The sequence below is a fragment of the Rhodococcus chondri genome, assembly GCF_036327435.1.
In the GTDB taxonomy this organism is placed as follows: domain Bacteria; phylum Actinomycetota; class Actinomycetes; order Mycobacteriales; family Mycobacteriaceae; genus Rhodococcus; species Rhodococcus chondri.
Map to the genome: position 1 here is coordinate 1 of NZ_JAUZMZ010000114.1, position 16,141 is coordinate 16,141.

15 protein-coding genes and 2 pseudogenes are annotated in these 16,141 nt (G+C 67.8%); 8 read left to right on the top strand and 9 right to left on the bottom strand.

Annotated features, from left to right (window positions below):
* Both Q8814_RS18110 and nhaA read right to left on the bottom strand, forming a co-directional pair.
* The coding region (locus tag Q8814_RS18110; RefSeq protein ID WP_330153385.1) for a HugZ family pyridoxamine 5'-phosphate oxidase at positions 1-760 on the bottom strand (760 nt) is incomplete at its 3' end.
* Positions 761-825: 65 nt separating this feature from the next.
* On the bottom strand, positions 826-2,679 hold the full coding sequence (nhaA, locus tag Q8814_RS18115; RefSeq protein WP_330153386.1) for a Na+/H+ antiporter NhaA: 1,854 nt from the start codon (positions 2,677-2,679) through the stop codon (positions 826-828).
* 601 nt (positions 2,680-3,280) lie between these two features.
* On the opposite strand from nhaA, the gene Q8814_RS18120 reads away from it, so the two are divergent.
* On the top strand, positions 3,281-3,712 hold the full coding sequence (locus tag Q8814_RS18120) for a hypothetical protein (protein WP_330153387.1): 432 nt from the start codon (positions 3,281-3,283) through the stop codon (positions 3,710-3,712).
* 51 nt (positions 3,713-3,763) lie between these two features.
* Complete coding sequence (locus Q8814_RS18125) at positions 3,764-4,543, top strand: MerR family transcriptional regulator (protein ID WP_330153399.1); 780 nt, start codon at positions 3,764-3,766, stop codon at positions 4,541-4,543.
* Positions 4,544-4,545: 2 nt separating this feature from the next.
* Here Q8814_RS18125 and Q8814_RS18130 read toward each other — a convergent pair whose 3' ends face one another.
* The 3 genes from Q8814_RS18130 to Q8814_RS18140 form a co-directional block, all read right to left on the bottom strand.
* Positions 4,546-4,995, bottom strand: coding sequence for a hypothetical protein (locus Q8814_RS18130; protein ID WP_330153388.1), 450 nt, complete (start codon positions 4,993-4,995; stop codon positions 4,546-4,548).
* A 168-nt stretch (positions 4,996-5,163) separates the two neighbouring features.
* Positions 5,164-6,027 (bottom strand): alpha/beta fold hydrolase, encoded by an 864-nt coding sequence (locus Q8814_RS18135; protein ID WP_330153389.1) that lies wholly within the window; start codon positions 6,025-6,027, stop codon positions 5,164-5,166.
* A gap of 24 nt (positions 6,028-6,051) precedes the next feature.
* Positions 6,052-6,489: a DUF7144 family membrane protein gene (locus Q8814_RS18140; protein ID WP_330153390.1), complete on the bottom strand. Its 438-nt coding sequence runs from the start codon at positions 6,487-6,489 to the stop codon at positions 6,052-6,054.
* 149 nt (positions 6,490-6,638) lie between these two features.
* Here Q8814_RS18140 and Q8814_RS18145 point away from each other — a divergent pair, with 149 nt between their 5' ends.
* Complete coding sequence (locus Q8814_RS18145; RefSeq protein ID WP_330153391.1) at positions 6,639-7,427, top strand: enoyl-CoA hydratase; 789 nt, start codon at positions 6,639-6,641, stop codon at positions 7,425-7,427.
* 37 nt (positions 7,428-7,464) lie between these two features.
* Here Q8814_RS18145 and Q8814_RS18150 read toward each other — a convergent pair whose 3' ends face one another.
* On the bottom strand, positions 7,465-7,680 hold the full coding sequence (locus tag Q8814_RS18150) for a hypothetical protein (RefSeq protein ID WP_330153392.1): 216 nt from the start codon (positions 7,678-7,680) through the stop codon (positions 7,465-7,467).
* 84 nt (positions 7,681-7,764) lie between these two features.
* Here Q8814_RS18150 and Q8814_RS18155 point away from each other — a divergent pair, with 84 nt between their 5' ends.
* Positions 7,765-8,664 (top strand): alpha/beta fold hydrolase, encoded by a 900-nt coding sequence (locus Q8814_RS18155; RefSeq protein ID WP_330153393.1) that lies wholly within the window; start codon positions 7,765-7,767, stop codon positions 8,662-8,664.
* On the opposite strand, the gene Q8814_RS18160 is transcribed toward Q8814_RS18155, so the two are convergent.
* Entirely contained in the window at positions 8,661-10,121 is a 1,461-nt protein-coding gene (locus tag Q8814_RS18160) for a DHA2 family efflux MFS transporter permease subunit (RefSeq protein WP_330153394.1), read from the bottom strand. The genes Q8814_RS18155 and Q8814_RS18160 overlap by 4 nt on opposite strands.
* 158 nt (positions 10,122-10,279) lie before the next feature.
* Positions 10,280-11,563, bottom strand: a complete 1,284-nt coding sequence (locus Q8814_RS18165; protein ID WP_330153395.1) for an MFS transporter — start codon at positions 11,561-11,563, stop codon at positions 10,280-10,282.
* Positions 11,564-11,640: 77 nt separating this feature from the next.
* Between Q8814_RS18165 and Q8814_RS18170 the strand changes: the two genes are divergently transcribed.
* Positions 11,641-12,327 (top strand): ArsR/SmtB family transcription factor, encoded by a 687-nt coding sequence (locus Q8814_RS18170; protein ID WP_330153396.1) that lies wholly within the window; start codon positions 11,641-11,643, stop codon positions 12,325-12,327.
* A gap of 28 nt (positions 12,328-12,355) precedes the next feature.
* Complete coding sequence (locus tag Q8814_RS18175) at positions 12,356-13,660, top strand: MFS transporter (protein ID WP_330153397.1); 1,305 nt, start codon at positions 12,356-12,358, stop codon at positions 13,658-13,660.
* A 4-nt stretch (positions 13,661-13,664) separates the two neighbouring features.
* Here Q8814_RS18175 and Q8814_RS18180 read toward each other — a convergent pair whose 3' ends face one another.
* The gene (locus Q8814_RS18180) at positions 13,665-14,927 is read right to left on the bottom strand and encodes an APC family permease (protein ID WP_330153398.1); all 1,263 of its coding nucleotides are present in this window, start codon (positions 14,925-14,927) and stop codon (positions 13,665-13,667) included.
* A gap of 146 nt (positions 14,928-15,073) precedes the next feature.
* Here Q8814_RS18180 and Q8814_RS18185 point away from each other — a divergent pair.
* Positions 15,074-15,643 (top strand): annotated as a pseudogene (locus Q8814_RS18185) (4Fe-4S dicluster domain-containing protein); the annotation flags it as partial.
* Positions 15,640-16,141 (top strand): annotated as a pseudogene (locus Q8814_RS18190) (pyruvate:ferredoxin (flavodoxin) oxidoreductase); the annotation flags it as partial. The pseudogenes Q8814_RS18185 and Q8814_RS18190, both read left to right, overlap by 4 nt.

The following is a 16,141-nucleotide window of genomic DNA, read 5'->3' on the forward strand; positions in this document are numbered from 1 at the left end:
ATCGTAATTCGTCGGACGAGTTGAGCGGCGACCGGTATCCCACGCGCGTCATGGCACGGCCGCGCGGGGTGGTGACGCGCAGATCCAATCCGTAACGGTCGGCTCCGACGCAGGTGGCCGCGGTAGCGTCCGGGAATCCGCCGAGCTTCTGCGTCATCGCCAACAGCGCATCGGCGTGGTCGTCGTTGAGATGCGCAATCGCGCCGCCGGCCGTAGGGGTGATGGGATCGGGCAGCGCCTCGGCGTAGGCCTCGGCGGTGGCCGAATCCATCCGCCCGTATCCACCGACCCAGCGCACCCGCTGAACCCGCAGCACCCATACAGAGAAGTCGCTGAAATCGATGTAGATGCGTGCCGCCGGAACGGCCGCCAGATGCGCTTCTCGGGCTGCGGCCAGCTCGTCACCGACCGGACGCTCGACATACCCGGACAGTGTGATGCGGGTACTGGCCAAGGGATCGGACGGTACGCCGGGGGCCACGATCGCGATGCTGGCGCGCGGATCCAGCTCGAGATTACGACCGTGCTCCGCCATGCGGGATACGCACAGCACGGGAGAGCCGCCAAGCAGTCCGTAGGTCACAAACGACGCCCAGGGGTCGCCGTCCTTGGTCAGGGTCGCAAGGGTGCCCATGTTGGTCGACGCCGCGACCGTGCGTGCCTCCTCGGCGGCGGACGGCCGGGACGCGTTCACGACCTCCGTCAGCGGCGGCGGCACGGTCGGGGCGTCACCGGGCGCGCCGTGATCTGAGTTCACCATTCACGGAACGGTACCTGCAGGCGCTGGGGGGAGTTTTCGAAGCGCTGGATCCGACCTTCGAGCTGTCACCGATCGCGTGCGTCTTCGAGCTTCCGGATCAAGGTCGCGGCATCGAACGGGCCGGTGTGCAGAGTGAGATCCGAACCTGTGGCACCGAGATAGAACGTCGGGGTCCGGCGCACGTCGCTGGACTCGGCGTCGAGGTCGTCGTCCTCCACTCGATGCCGGTGATGCCCCAGTCGCAGGTCCTCGGCGAACTGCTCGGTATCGAGGCCCAATTGCGCGGCGTGTTCGTAGATTTCGTCTTCGGAGAGGGCGTCGCTGTTGGCGAAGAGGTGGTCGTGCATCTCCCAGAACCTGCCCTGCGCGGCGGCGGCCTCGACGGCCTCGGCTGCGAAACGCGCATGCGGATGCACCTCGTCGATCGGCAGGTGCCGGAAGACGTAGCGGAGCTGGTCGCCGAAATGCGCGTGGACCTCCCGGATACTTCCGGTGGCCTTGCTGCAGAACGGACACTCGAAGTCTCCGTATTCGACGAGGGTGAGCGGTGCGTCGTCCGGTCCGCGCAGGTGATCTCGGTCCGCATCGACAGGACGCAACAACACCGACCCGGCGACATTGTGGGGCGAGCCGCGACGATCCGACAATCTGAACAACGCCCAGCCCAACCCGGTCGCGAGAACGGCCGCGACGAGCACCCCGAGGCGGGCATCGTTGGCCGCCTCCGGAGATTCGATCGCCAGGTCCACGATGAACAGAGAGATGGTGAATCCGATCCCGGCGAGCGCGGCGCCCCCGCTGATCTGCGACAGTGTCAGCCCCGGTGGCAGGCTCCCCGGGCGCAGCCGAGAGAACACGGCGGTGGCCACGGTGATGCCGGCCAGTTTGCCCACCACCAAACCGAGGATGATGCCCCATGTGATCGGCGACCGGATCGCGTCGCTCACGGTCCGGCCGGTGACCACCACGCCGGCATTGGCGAGAGCGAAGATCGGCACCACGAGAAACGCGGTGTACGGCTGATAGAACCGCAGCAGCCGCTCGTTGACGGACACCGCCCGGAGCACACCGAGCTGTGCCGCGCGCGCATAGTCGGGGTTGGGTGATTGACGGAATGCGCGCGTGAGCTCACCGGCGCGTTCCACCTCGCTGCGCCGTGGAGGGTAGACGGGCAGGATCAGCGCGATGAGCACACCGGCGAGAGTGGGGTGCACTCCCGACTCGTAGAACGCCACCCAGGTGCCCGCTGCCACGATGAAGTAGGCGATGCCACGCCACACCTCGAGCCGGCGAAACTGCAGGATGAGGAGCAGTCCCACCGCGCCGGGCAGGAGATAACCCAGCCGGAGTTCGTCGGTGTAGAAGAAGGCGATGATCGCCAGGGCACCGATGTCGTCGGCCACTGCGAGGGTCAGGAGGAAAACCCGCAGACGCGCCGGACATCGAGGGCCGACCAGCGCGAGCGCACCCAATACGAACGCCGTGTCGGTGGAGACCACCACTCCCCACGCGCCGGCCGCCTCCCCACTGGGGTTGAGCATGAGGTAGAGCGCAGCAGGCATTGCCAGACCGGCGATCGCTGCCGTCAGCGGGACTGCCGCCCGCGTGCGATCGGTGAGCTCGCCGATGGTGAGTTCGCGTTTCACCTCGAGCCCGACGACGAAGAAGAACAGTGTCATCAAGGCGTCGTTGACCCAGTGCTTCAGGTCGAGGCCGATACCGTAGTCGCCGATCCGGACGGTCAGCGGTGTGTGCCAGAACGACTCGTACGAGTCCCCCACGTTGGCCCAGACCAGCGCGACGATGGTGGCCGCAAGTAGAAATCCGGCCGCCAACTTGTCGTCGTCCGTGCCGGCACGGATCCCGGCGAGGCGTAGCGACAACCGTCGAAGGTTCATCGGGCGCTCGCCGACCGTCATGTGTCCTCACTCCGAAGTCCGATCCGACGCTGGTCAGCGTATCGCCGCCCGCCCCGGACCGGGCGGCCTACCATTCGGACTGGACGACCGTGTATAACGTTTTGTGGCCGCCGACTAACAGAAGCGTCACGCCAAAAGGGTTGTATTCATTACGTTTTCGATCATCCAATCGCCTCTCGGGTTGCGTTTTCATCTATTCGGGAGGATGGCTATCCGAACCGGCGCAGAGTATCGTTATCCTTTCAACCAAGGGGATGCAGCACGCGGGGGCGTACAGCACTATCAGGAGGGCAGATGACGGCCCCACCGAGATCCGAGATACGGAACTGATCTCGCGGACCACCGATGCCATCATTTCTGGTGAAGTCTTGGGCCGCAGAGCAATCGGGCTGGTCCCCAAGTCTGCAGCCGGCTATCGGCTGCACACCGGCCGATAGAGGTGTCCTTCGGAATCGTCTGTGCCGAAGTGACTTCGAGAGGAGCATGCGCGGTCCCGCCCTGAAATCTTTCCGCATATAACGGACGGTTATCAACGGACGACAGCCGAGCGAGTTGTCGGGCACTCGGTGTCCTTTCGCGGTGTTGAACGAAAGGAAATCCCATGCACTCCAGTGAAATCACACGCGTATTCCGGATTGCGATAGTTGCTGCGGCAGTGACGGCAGGGGCGTGGGCCTTCGCGACGCCGACGGCCGCACAGGACCCCGCTTCACACGAGGTCCCCGTATGCGCTCCGCCGGACGGAGCGCCGATCTGGGTGCCGGGCCAGGAGCCGAAGGAGGCCGAGTCGGCGGCGAACGGACGGATCGGTGGCGTCTTCCGTCCCCACACTCGGATTTGGCTGACGGGGCTGGATGCGTGCGAGCAGCGCATCGACCGCAGCGTGGTCACCACCGCCGACGGGTCGTTCCTGTTCGCCGGTCTGATGCCGGGCCGATACGCCCTGCTCGGCGAAAACGGGGACGTCCTGACCCGCTTGGACCTGACCGCCGAATCGCCGGACCAGTCGGGGCTCGACTTGGCCGCCGCGTAGAGACTTGACCTTCGAGCCGACTCGAAGGTTTACCGTCGAATCGTGAGCACGATGCGAATCTCTCAGCTCGCCGAACGCACCGGCGTTCCGTCCACCACACTGCGGTACTACGAATCCGCCGGACTCGTGCCCGCCGACCGGACCGTCAGCGGGTACCGCGTCTACACGGATCGGGATGTCGACCGCATCGCGTTCATCCGCGCCGCCAAACAGGTCGGGCTCTCACTCGACGAAATCCGCGACGTGCTGGACGTGTGGGAACACGACGCTTGCGCCGACGTGCGCGACCGACTCCGGCCGATGGTCGCTGCACACCTCGAAGACGTGACCGCACGGACGGCGGACCTATCGGCGTTCTCCGATTTCCTACGCGACGCCTTGGTGCAGCTCGAGGCGCTTCCCGCCCGCGCCGAACTGTGCGACACGGAGTGCGGATTCGTCACGGCACCGGCACACCACACGGTCGTCGCCACACCGTCCACTGTCTACAGCGCCGTCACGTCCACAGAGCCGCCGGTCGCCTGTTCCCTCGATGCCGGCCGGCACGAAGAGCGCGTGCAGCACTGGGGACAGGCTCTCGCCGGTACCGTCAGGGAACCGATTCCGCACGGTCTCCGCCTGATCGTTCCCAGCGAGCGTGCGGGAACCGTCGTCGAGCTCGCGCTGGCCGAGCAGCGATGCTGCCCGTTCTACGATTTCAGCCTCCACCTGCAGGGGAAGGTCGCCGTCCTCGAGGTGCGGGCCCCTGAATCCGCCGCAGAGATGCTCCGCGACCTCTTCGCCGACACCTCTTCCGGTGGGCATGTCCACCGAGCCGCCCGGGAGCCGTAGGTCTACGCCTTCAGCACCAGCAGGAACCCACCGCCGGCGGAATCGATCTGCGTCTCGAACCGTTGTTCCGGCGCCAACCGCGACAGTCTGTCGAGCAACCACGCGGCGGCGTCCTCGGCGTCCGTTTTCCCGGGACACCGGGCGACGGCGACGCGTCCGCCCTTACGTTTGAGCTGTTCGACCGTTTCCACGATGGGCGCCGGGTCGACGACGAACAACCGGTCGGGCCACGGTACGACCGGCTTGACCGCACCTTTCTTGGTGTTGCAGGCACGGTGCGCGAGCCGCTCCACCCCGTCCTTGCCCTTGCCCTTGGCACCCTTCTTGGCTGTGTTGATGCTATCGATGCTGGGGCCGCGCGGGTCGTTGACCGACATGTCGGGGTCCACCGGCTCGTCGCACAACCAGCATCGCCACGACTCGCGGTCGCCGACTTCCTGAAGGGTACTCATGCCACCGAACGCTACCCGTGCGCGCTCGGAGCCCCCATCGCGTCACCGCGCTCACCGATCGTCCGTGCCCGCGACGCTGTATGCCCTACTGATCGATGTCCTGAGAGTCGGTGGCACGCTCGGTCTGCGCTGTGCCACCGCTCGAACGGCCACACGACGGCGGGAGCATCAAAGCGATTGCCTCAGAACATCGTTCAGCGCCTGCGCCGGTTGCATCGGCATACCGTGGTGAGAAGCCTCCTCGACGACGACGGTGCCGATTTGCGGAAACGACTCCGTAATGTGGGCGGCCAGCCGTCTGCTGTCGTGCACCTTGCTCTCGGCAGCGAGGACCACCGTCGTCTCGACCGCCAGGTTCTGCAGCGCAGTGCGTTTCGGCCGTTTCGGCACGATCGTCTTGGAGGCCGGAAAAGTCGCCGCTCCGAGTGCGAGAAGGTCGAGCCACTCCGGGTCGACGTGCCGGTTACCGGTCTCCCATCGGATGAAGTTGCGCTGACGCTGCTCGGTCGGGCGGAGAAGCAGCGGCACCGCACGGGCCAGGTACGGGGCACGCATGCCCGCGAAGCACGAGTTGGGGTCGAGCAGCGTCAGCGTCCGGACGCGTTCGGGGGCGCGCAGCGCATAGGCCAGCGCGATCATCGCGCCGTACGAATGCCCGACCAGACGGAGACCGGTTTCTCCTATCGCGTCGACGACGGTGTCGAGCCAGGACATCAGGTCGTCGACGGTTCGTAGCGGTGTGCCGGACGGAACACTTCGCCCGACGTCGCCCATCAGGTCCACCGCATAGACGTGGTACCCCTCGGCCAGGGTTGCGACGTTGGCGAACCACACCGCGGAGGTCGCGCCGCCGCCGGGCAAGAGAATCACCGGTGGGGCACCGCTCGGGCCGCACGAGTTGACCCGGGTTGTTCCGTACTGCGATGCGAGGTCGACACGTGTCGTCTCGACCGGCCATTTGGCAAGCACGCGGTCGTAGGCGCGGTAGAAGGCGACGCCTTCGGCGGTCGTGGCGAAGTCGGTGGAGTCCATCGACGGCCCTTCTGCCTGTCGACGTCAGTAGACGCGCCGGGGTTCCCAGGTCGCGATCGCCCAGATGACCACGACATCGAGCGCGATGATCAGAACCGACCACCAGGGGTAGTAGGGCAACCACAGAAAGTTGGCGACAAGCGAGAGTGCCGCGATGACGATCGCAATTACGCGCGCCCAAGTTGCTCCGGTGAACAGGACAGCACCCACCAGGGCGACGACGATACCGAGCACGATGTGGACCCAACCCCACGTCGAGATATCGAATTTGTAGGTGTATTCGAGGCCGATCACGAACACCTCGTCCTTCGCCACCGCGGCAATTCCCTGCAGCAGTTGCAGAACACCGACAGTCACCAAAAGCGCTGCCGCCGCGATGGAGGTGACGGCAGCGATTCCCTGCCCGACATCGCGTCGATCCGGATCGATACCTCCCTGAGTGGTACGCACATCTTCGGACACGCCGGCCCCCTTCAGTGAGATGTCGTTCGACACTGGTATTTTGCGCCGCTTGCGTAGGTTCCGTAGAGGATTGCTCGAAAAAAACGGAACTTAGCGTTCGTTATACTGCGGGTGCCGATCAGGCGATCGCCGAGAGACGAGGACAAACCATGGCCGACAGCAACTCCCAGATCTTGCTCACCGAGCAGCGGGGACCCGTGCGGATGCTCACCTTCAACCGTCCTCGGCAGCGCAACGCGCTGAGCTCGGCCCTCATCGACGCCCTCCGCAGCGAACTCGCCGCAGCCGACGACGACGAGCAGACCGCCGCCGTCATCCTCACCGGGACCGACCCCGCCTTCTGCGCCGGCGTGGACCTGCGGGAACTCGGTGCCGACGGCGGCAACGTCGGATTGATCGCCGACGACACCGTGCCGGTCGGACACCCGTGGAAGCCACTGTCCAAGCCCCTGATCGGCGCGATCAACGGCGCAGCGATCACAGGCGGCCTCGAAATAGCCTTGGCGTGTGATTTCCTCATCGCCTCCGACCGAGCACGATTCGCCGACACCCACGCTCGCGTCGGCGTGCTGCCCGGGTGGGGCCTGACCTACCGGCTCCCCGCGGCAGTAGGGGCCGGCTTCGCACGCCGCATGAGCCTGTCGGGCGACTTCGTCGACGCCGGCGAGGCACTGCGCGCGGGACTGGTCACCCAGGTCGTCGCACACGAAGAGCTGCTCGACACGGCGCTTGCGGTCGCGACGACCATTGCCGGCAACGACCAGCCGGGCGTGCGCACCCTGCTCGCGTCGTACCGTCGATCCGAAGAACACGTCGCCGAACCCGCACTGCGGGCCGAGGACGAGACCTCACAGCAGTGGATGAAGGATTTCTCGCCGGCACGTGTCGCCGAGCGCCGTGCCGACGTCATCGCGCGCGGGCGGGCTCAGAACACCTGACCGGCACGGAGCCGGGTGGGTACCGGCCTCGTTCGCCTCAGGTATCCGAGTGCGGCTTCGGAGTGCGGAACAGCGACTTCCCCTCGCGGGCGTGCTCCATGCGCTGCTCGAACTCGTGCTCCTCCCTCTCGACCTCCTCGTCGGAGGGCTCGGGATCGGGCTCGGTCCCCGGAGCGCCTCGCCCGGGATCTGCGGCATCGATCTCGTCGGGTCCGGTGTGCTTGATCGGCAGAAACGGTTCGGAGCTGGCCATGAAACCGGATGCCCGCGGCCGCTCGTCGTCAAACGGTGTGCCGAGCAGCGATGAGTTCCGGATTCCGCTGGGGTCTGTACCGGCATGACCGCCACCGACAGCAACACCGCAGCCCCCATCGACACCCGCGCGCTCGAGGTTCCCGGCGCCCGCCTCGTCTACGACGTCCGCGGCGACCTGCAGGATCGCGACCCCGACACCCCGGTCCTGCTCCTGGCCGGATGCCCGATGGACGCGTCCGGGTTCGTCGCGCTCGCATCGCACTTCGCCGACCGACCGGTGGTGACGTACGACCCACGCGGCACCGGCCGCAGCGTCCGCACCGACGCTCCACATTCGACACCCGAACTGCACGCCGACGACCTGCACCGGCTGATCGAGACACTCGATGTCGGCGCGATCGACCTGTTCGGCACCAGCGGCGGTGCCGTCAACGGACTTGCGCTGGTGTCGCAGCATCCCGGGCAGGTGCACACGCTCGTCGCGCACGAACCGCCGGCGTGCCCGCTGTTACCCGACAGCGAACAAATTCTGGCCGTATGCCGCGACATCTACGACACCTACCAGCGCAGTGGGACGGGACCGGCGATGGCGAAGTTCATCGCTCTGGTGAGCAGGGTCGGTTCGTTCCCCGACACCTACCTCGACGAACCCGCCCCCGACCCGGCCGCATTCGGACTCCCCACCGACGACGACGGCTCCCGCGACGATGCCCTGCTCAGCCAGAACCTGCTGTCCTGCACCAGCTACCGGCCCGACTTCGACGCCCTCACTGCCGCCTCCACCCGGGTGATCGCCGCGGCGGGCCGAGAATCCGACGGGCAGGTCGCCGCGCGTGCAACGGCGGAGATCGCCCGGCGGCTCGGCGTGGACCTCACCATGTTCCCCGGCGATCACGGTGGTTTCATGGGCGCCGAGTCCGGCATGCCGGGCGACCCGGAGGCCTTCGCCGCGAAACTGCGCGAGGTGCTGGATCGTCCCTAGGACCGATCGACCAGCTGCGCTGCCGGCTTCCGGACGAAGAATGCCGCCACGACGGCGAGCAGTGACACGACCCCGCCGTACAGGAACGCGGTGTGGATGCCGTCCTGGTTCGCGCCGATCTCGGTCGCGCCGTCGGCCGCGCGCGACGCCGCGGTGTACGACATGACCGTGATGAACAGCGCGGTGCCCGCGGCACCCGCCAACTGCTGGACGGTGCTGAAGATGGCGCTGCCGTGCGAGTAGAGCTCGCTGGGCAGCGACCCCAGGGACGACGTCATCAGCGGTGTCATCACCGTCGCGAGGCCGGCCATCATCAGCGAGTGGATGCCGACGACCATCGGCAGGCTCGACTCCGCGTCGAGCAGGGTCATCAGCCACAGCGCCGCACTGACGACCACTGCACCGGGGATGACGAGCACGCGCGGACCGGTGCGGTCGAAGATCCGGCCGGCGAACGGCGACAACAGGCCCATGATCAGGCCGCCCGGAAGCAGGAGCAGCCCGGTGGTGAGGGTGTCGAGGCCACGGACGTTCTGCAGATACAGCGGCAGCAGGATCAGGGCACCGAACAGCGACATCATGCTGATCGACAGCATGCCGAGGCCGATGCTGAACGTCGGTGTCGCGAACGGGCGCATGTCGAGCAGGGCACGTCCGTCGTCCTGTCGGGCGAGCTGCCGGTGCACGAACACGATCAGCGCCACCACGCCGACGCCGAGCGGAACCCACACCGGCACCCCCGAGCCGTCGGCCGAATGCCCGATGCTGCTCAGGCCGTAGACGATGCCGCCGAATGCGAAGACCGACAGCGCAACCGAGAAGATGTCGAGAGGGACCTCGATCGGGGTGGTGAAGTTCTTCACCAGCATCGCTCCGATGCCGAACGAGATGAGCGCGATGGGCAGGACGATCCAGAACATCCAGCGCCAGTCGAGGGAGTTGAGGACGACGCCGGAGATGGTCGGGCCGATCGCGGGTGCGACCGCGATGACGATGGAGATGATGCCCATCATGCTTCCCCGCTTGTGGGCGGGAACCACGCGCAGCACCGTCGTCATCAGCAGCGGAAGCATGATGGCCGTGCCACCGGCCTGCGTCACGCGGCCGATCAGCAGGAGTTCGAAGCCGGGTGCGATCGCCGCGAGCAGGGTGCCGAAGCTGAAGACGCCCATGGCCGCGACGAACACTTGACGCAACGTGAATCGCTGGAACAGGTAGCCGGTGACGGGAATCACCACGGCCATGGTCAGCAGGAAGCCGGTGGTGAGCCACTGCGCGGTGCTCGCGGTGATGGCGAGATCGGCCATCAGGCGGGGCAGCGCCACGCTCATGATCGTCTCGTTGAGGATCATCACGAAGGCGGCGACGACGAGAACGCCGATGAGCAGTTTGCCACCGGGTTCCATATCGGCCTGGGGAACAGCGGTCGGTTGATCTTCCGCCGAGTGGGTCTGCATGTCCGACGAACTTTCTCGAATAAGGGAGCGACCGTAACTAGGCAGAATTGCATCCGATGGCACATTCGACACGGCCACGGCGTAAGAGGGCCTGTCGCAGAATAGTTCATCCCGCAGGTGGGCTGCCACTCGATTAACGGCGGGAACCTCGGGTGTGATCAACCCCTCCCCCGGCTTGCGCGAGCCGATCGGGGGTGGGTTTCGTACATGCGGAGGGCGACGGCCGAAGCGGCGACGGCACTGACTGCGGCGGCCATCCATACCGCCGCGTGCAGTCCCATCAGATCGGCGACGATGCCGCCGAGGATCGCGCCGACGGCGTAGCCGCTGTCGCGCCAGACCCGGTAGATCCCGACCGCGCGACCGCGCCAGGCCGGGTGGGCGACGTCGCCGATCACGGCGAGCAGGGTGGGATAGACCATGGCGGTCCCTGCCCCGAGCAGCACTGTGCCGGCCGCCCATCCGGTGAAGCTGCCGGACGCGGCGATCAACGCGAGGGCGACGGCCTGCAAGCTCATTCCGGCGGTGATCAGGTGCTTACGCCCGATGCGGTCCGACAGGGCGCCGGTGACCAACTGTCCGGCACCCCATACGCCCGGATAGAGGGCGAAGAGCAACCCGATCTGTCCGGGTGACAGGTCGGCGGTGGCGAACAGCAGGGGGAACAGTCCCCAGGAAAGCCCGAAGTTGAGATTGTTGACCAACCCGGCCTGACTCGCCGACGACAGGGCGGGCTCGGTGAAACTGGTCTGCACGGCGATCTGCCGGTCGGTCAGGTTCTCGTGCAGGTGATCGTGGAGGCCGTCCGCCCGCCGAATGTGCTGTGCGGCTTCCAGACGTGCGTGGTCGCGGGTCTCGCGGACGAACACCCCGGACAGCAGCAGTGCGAGCGCGATGTAGGCGAGGCCGAGCAGGAAGGGGGCCGGTCGCAGCCCGTACTGATCGGCCAGGTAGCCGGCCAGGAGTGAGCTGACGGCCACGGCGCCGTATCCGGCGGCCTCGTTCAGTCCCATGGCCAGACCGCGGCGGGCAGGACCGACGAGGTCGATCTTCATCACCACGGTGGTGGACCAGGTGAGGCCCTGGTTGATGCCCAGCAGCACGTTGGCGGCCACGATCCACCACCAGTTGGGGGCGAGGATGAGCATCAGCGGGACGGGGATGGCGAAGAGCCAGCCCACCAGCAGCACGGGCTTGCGGCCGAAGCGATCCGACCAGGTGCCGGCGAAGTAGTTGGCGGCGGCCTTGGTGAGGCCGAACGCGGCGACGTAGGTGAAGATGAATGTGTATCCGGTCAGTCCGAATTCGTCGGTGGCGAGGAGCGGCAGCACGGTCTGCTGCTGGCCGACCATGCCGCCGACGAGGGCGTTGACCGCGACGAGAAGCGTGAACTGGGCCGCGTTCTCGCGCAGGCCCAGGACGGGGGACTGCGCTGTGGGCATGCTCGCGCTCCTGGATCGACTTGTTTCGAAGAACATGGACTAGCATACCTAGTATTCTATGGATTACTGGAGGATCAATGGGTGATCGGCAGAAGAAGACCGAGCTGTTCGACCAGCTGGCCCGCGTGGGAAAAGCCCTCGGCAGCGGCAAACGACTCGAACTCCTCGACCTGCTGGCCCAGGGCGAGCGCAGCGTCGAGAACCTCGCAGCAGCCGCAGAGCTGGGGCTCAGTACCGCGTCGGCCCACCTGCAGGTACTCAAGCAGGCCGGGCTGGTGACCACCCGCAAAGAAGCCACCAAGGTGCACTACAGATTGGCCGGGCTGGACGTCGCGCGGCTGTACGAACTGATGCGGACGGTGGCGACCGACCGGATCGCCGACGTCGAACGTGTCCGGGACGACTACCTTCGCTCGGGCCGTTCGTCCGCGCCGACGGCAGACGAGGAGGTCACCCGCGACGAGTTGCTCCGCCGTGCCTCCGCGGGCACCGTCATCGTCGTCGATGTCCGCCCCACCGAGGAGTACGCGGCCGCGCACATCCCCGGCGCACTGTCCATTCCACTCGACGACCTCGCCCGGCGCATCGACGAGCTACCCGCCGACCAGGAGATCGTCGCCTACTGCCGCGGCGCGTACTGCGTGCTCGCGTACGAGGCGGTCGACCTGCTCCGCGCCTCGGGACGCCGCGCCCGTCGACTCCAGGACGGCATGCTCGAATGGCGCCTCACCGAGATGCCCATCGACTCCGGCCGCGCCGCCTGACCACCCCTCCGATACGAACAGGTCTCCGATGTCCACGTCGAAAACGACGCCCACCGCCCAACTCGCCACCGAAGCCACCCGCCTGGCCGGGGACCCCGACGCCCGCCGCGCGGTGCAGCGACGAGTCCTGGCCGTCGTCGTGCTCAGTCAGGTACTCGGCGGTGCCGGGCTGGCCGCCGGGATCACCGTGGGCGCGCTGCTCGCGCAGGAGATGCTCGGCACCGACAGCCTCTCCGGGCTACCGGCCGGCCTGTTCACCCTGGGCTCGGCGCTGGCAGCGTTCCTGGTCGGCCGGCTCTCGCAGGCACGGGGCCGCCGCATCGGGCTCGGAACCGGTTTCGCCGTCGGCGGTCTCGGCGCAACCGGCGTGGTCGTGGCAGCCGTAACCGGCAGTGTGATACTGCTTTTCGTCGCCCTGTTCGTCTACGGCGCCGGAACCGCGACGAACCTGCAGGCCCGCTACGCCGGCACCGATCTGGCGTTGCCCACCGAACGCGGCACCGCCATCTCCATCGCACTGGTCTCCACCACGCTCGGCGCGGTGGCCGGACCCAACCTCGTCGAACCACTCGGTGAGCTCGCCACCGCCGTCGGCGTTCCCGCCCTGGCAGGACCGTTCATGCTTGCCGCCGCGGCCTATCTCGCCGCGGGCACAGCGCTGTTCGCGCTGCTGCGGCCCGACCCGCTCCTGCTCGCCCAGCATCTCCCGGTCCACGTGTCGCCCGCCCTCGTCCACGACGGCCCTCCCGCCGACGCGCAGGTCGCGCCCGCCCGGCCCGGCGTCGGTGTCTTCGTGGGAGCGACGGTGATGGTGCTGACGCAGATCGCCATGGTCGCGATCATGACGATGACCCCGATCCACATGCGCGCCCACGGTCACGATCTGGGCGAAGTCGGCCTGGTCATCGGTATCCACGTCGGTGCCATGTACCTGCCGTCGCTGATCACCGGCGCCCTCGTCGACAAGGTCGGCCGCATCCCGATGGCGATCGCCTCCGGCATCACCCTGCTGGCCGCCGGGGTGGCCGCCGCCGTGGCCCCCGGGGATTCCCTCGGCGGGCTCATCCTCGCCCTGGCGCTGCTGGGCCTGGGCGGGAACTTCGGCCTGATCGCGGGCACCGCACTCATCGTCGACGCCACCGTCCCCCAGAACCGCGCCCGCACTCAGGGTTCCGTCGACGTGCTCATCGCGCTCGGCGGCGCCGGCGGCGGCGCCATGTCCGGGGTGGTGGTGGCCGGCACCAGTTTCGCTACGCTCGGCCTGGCCGGTGGGGTGCTCTCGCTGCTGCTGATCCCGGTCGTGCTCTGGTACCGCCGGGCCCGCACCTCCTGACCGGTCAGGAACGCGTGGCCCACACCCGCCGTGCGCCGTAGGCGGCGGTCCCGACAGCCAGCACCACCGCGCCCGCCAGCACCGACGACACCGGCAGCGACACCGCCAGCACCACGCACCCCGCCAGCCCCACCACAGGAATCCAGCGCGGCGGACGGCCCTCGCCGCGCGTGAGCGTCCATGCGGCAGCATTCGCGACGGCGTAGTAGACCAGCACCCCGAACGACGAAAACCCGATCGCGCCACGCAGATCGACGGTCGCCGCCACCACCGCGACCACCAGCCCGACCACCAGCTCGGCGCGGTGTGGCACCTGGAACCGCGGATGGATCACCGACAGCGCGTGCGGGAGATGCCGGTCGCGGGCCATTGCCAGTGTCGTCCGCGACACCCCGAGAATCAATGCGAGCAGCGAGCCCAGCGCCGCGACCGCCGCTCCCCCGCCGACCACCGGCACCAGCCATTCGACACCCGCGGCGCGCACGGCCTCCGACAGCGGCGCGGTCGCGTCGGCCAGCCCGTCGGCACCCAGCACCGACAGCACGGCAACGGCCACCGCGACGTACACGACGAGGGTGATGCCGAGCGCCGACGGAATTGCGCGGGGAATGGTGCGAGCCGGGTCGCGTACCTCCTCACCGAGCGTCGCGATCCGGGCGTATCCCGCAAACGCGAAGAACAGCAGGCCTGCCGCCTGCAGAACGCCTCCGATCGTCGCGTCCGTTCCCGTCCCGACCCGTGCGAGGTCCGATTCCCCGGAAGTCAGCGACGCCACCACGACGGCGGCGAGCACGGCCAGCACGACCGCGACGATCACGCGGGTCAGCATCGCCGACTTGTGGATCCCGGCGTAGTTGACCGCCGTCAACGCCACCACCGCAGCCACGGCGACCGCGTGCGCTTGATCCGGCCACACGTACCACCCGACGGTCAAGGCCATCGCCGCGCACGATGCGGTCTTGCCCACCACGAACGCCCATCCGGCCAGATAACCCCAGAACTCGCCCAGCCGTTCGCGGCCGTAGACGTAGGTGCCGCCGGACGCGGGATAGCGGGCCGCCAGTCGCGCCGACGACGTCGCGTTGCAGTAGGCGACCAGCGCGGCCGCCGCCAAACCGAGCAGCAGTCCCGAGCCGGCCGCGCGGGCGGCGGGCGCCAGGGCCGCGAAGATGCCGGCCCCGATCATCGAGCCGAGGCCGATCATCACCGCATCCGGCACGCCGAGCCTGCGCTGCAGCGCACCGGGATCCTTCGATGGGTTGCTCATTCACGCACTCCTCGGTGGCGGCTCGATCCGGACAGACATCCTGCGGAGGATATTCCGATCGTGGTCCCGGTTCCTGTCCGAAGGGTGAACGATCGGCGGTGCGAGGTCCTATGGTGAGAGGCATGTCTGCCGACGAGCGCAGCACCGGCAGCACCGGCGAGTCGGCGGTCATGCGGACGCTGCCCGGGGTCGAGTTCGACCACGACGACAGCGTGCGGGTGAACGAGTCGCTGATGACGGGGTGCCCCGGGATCTTCGCGGGCGGCGACATGGTGCCCGGGGAGCGCACGGTGACCGCGGGGGTCGGGCACGGCAAGAAGGCCGCCCACCACATCGACGCGTGGCTACGTCGCACGTCCGCCGCACGGCCGGCCAAGCATCCGATCGCGACCTTCGAGCGGCTGCACCTGTGGTATTTCGACGACGCCGACCGGCGGGTCCAGCCCGAACTGCCCGCCGAGCAGCGCACCGCGGGGTTCGACGAAGTGGTCGGCGGCCTGTCGTCGCAGGCCGCGACGTTCGAGGCGGGCCGGTGCCTGTCGTGCGGGAACTGTTTCGAATGCGACGGCTGTCTCGGCGCGTGCCCGGAGGATGCGATCGTCAAACTCGGTGCCGGTCACGGCTACCGCTACGACTACGACAAGTGCACCGGTTGCGCGGAGTGCTTCGAGCAGTGCCCGGTCCATGCCATCGAGATGTTCCCGGAGCCGACATGACACGAGTGACCGTCGACGGCAACGAGGCCTGTGTCTCGGTGGCCTACCGGCTCAACGAGGTGTGCTGCATCTATCCGATCACCCCCTCGTCGACGATGGCGGAACTCGCCGACGAATGGTCCAGTGCCGGACGCCCGAATCTGTGGGGCACGGTACCGACCGTGGTGGAGATGCAGAGCGAAGGAGGGGCGGCGGGCGCGCTGCACGGCGCCTTGCAGGGCGGCGCGCTGGCGACCACGTTCACCGCGTCGCAGGGTCTGTTGCTGATGATTCCGAACATGTACAAGATCGCCGGTGAGCTGACGTCGGCGGTCATGCACGTCGCGGCCCGGTCGCTGGCCGCGCAGGGACTGTCGATCTTCGGCGACCACTCGGACGTGATGGCGGTGCGCCAGACCGGGTTTGCGCTGCTCGCGTCGGCGTCGGTGCAGGAGGCCCACGACCTCGCGCTGGTGGCGCAGGCCGCCACCCTGCGCACGCGGGTACCGTTCCTGCCGT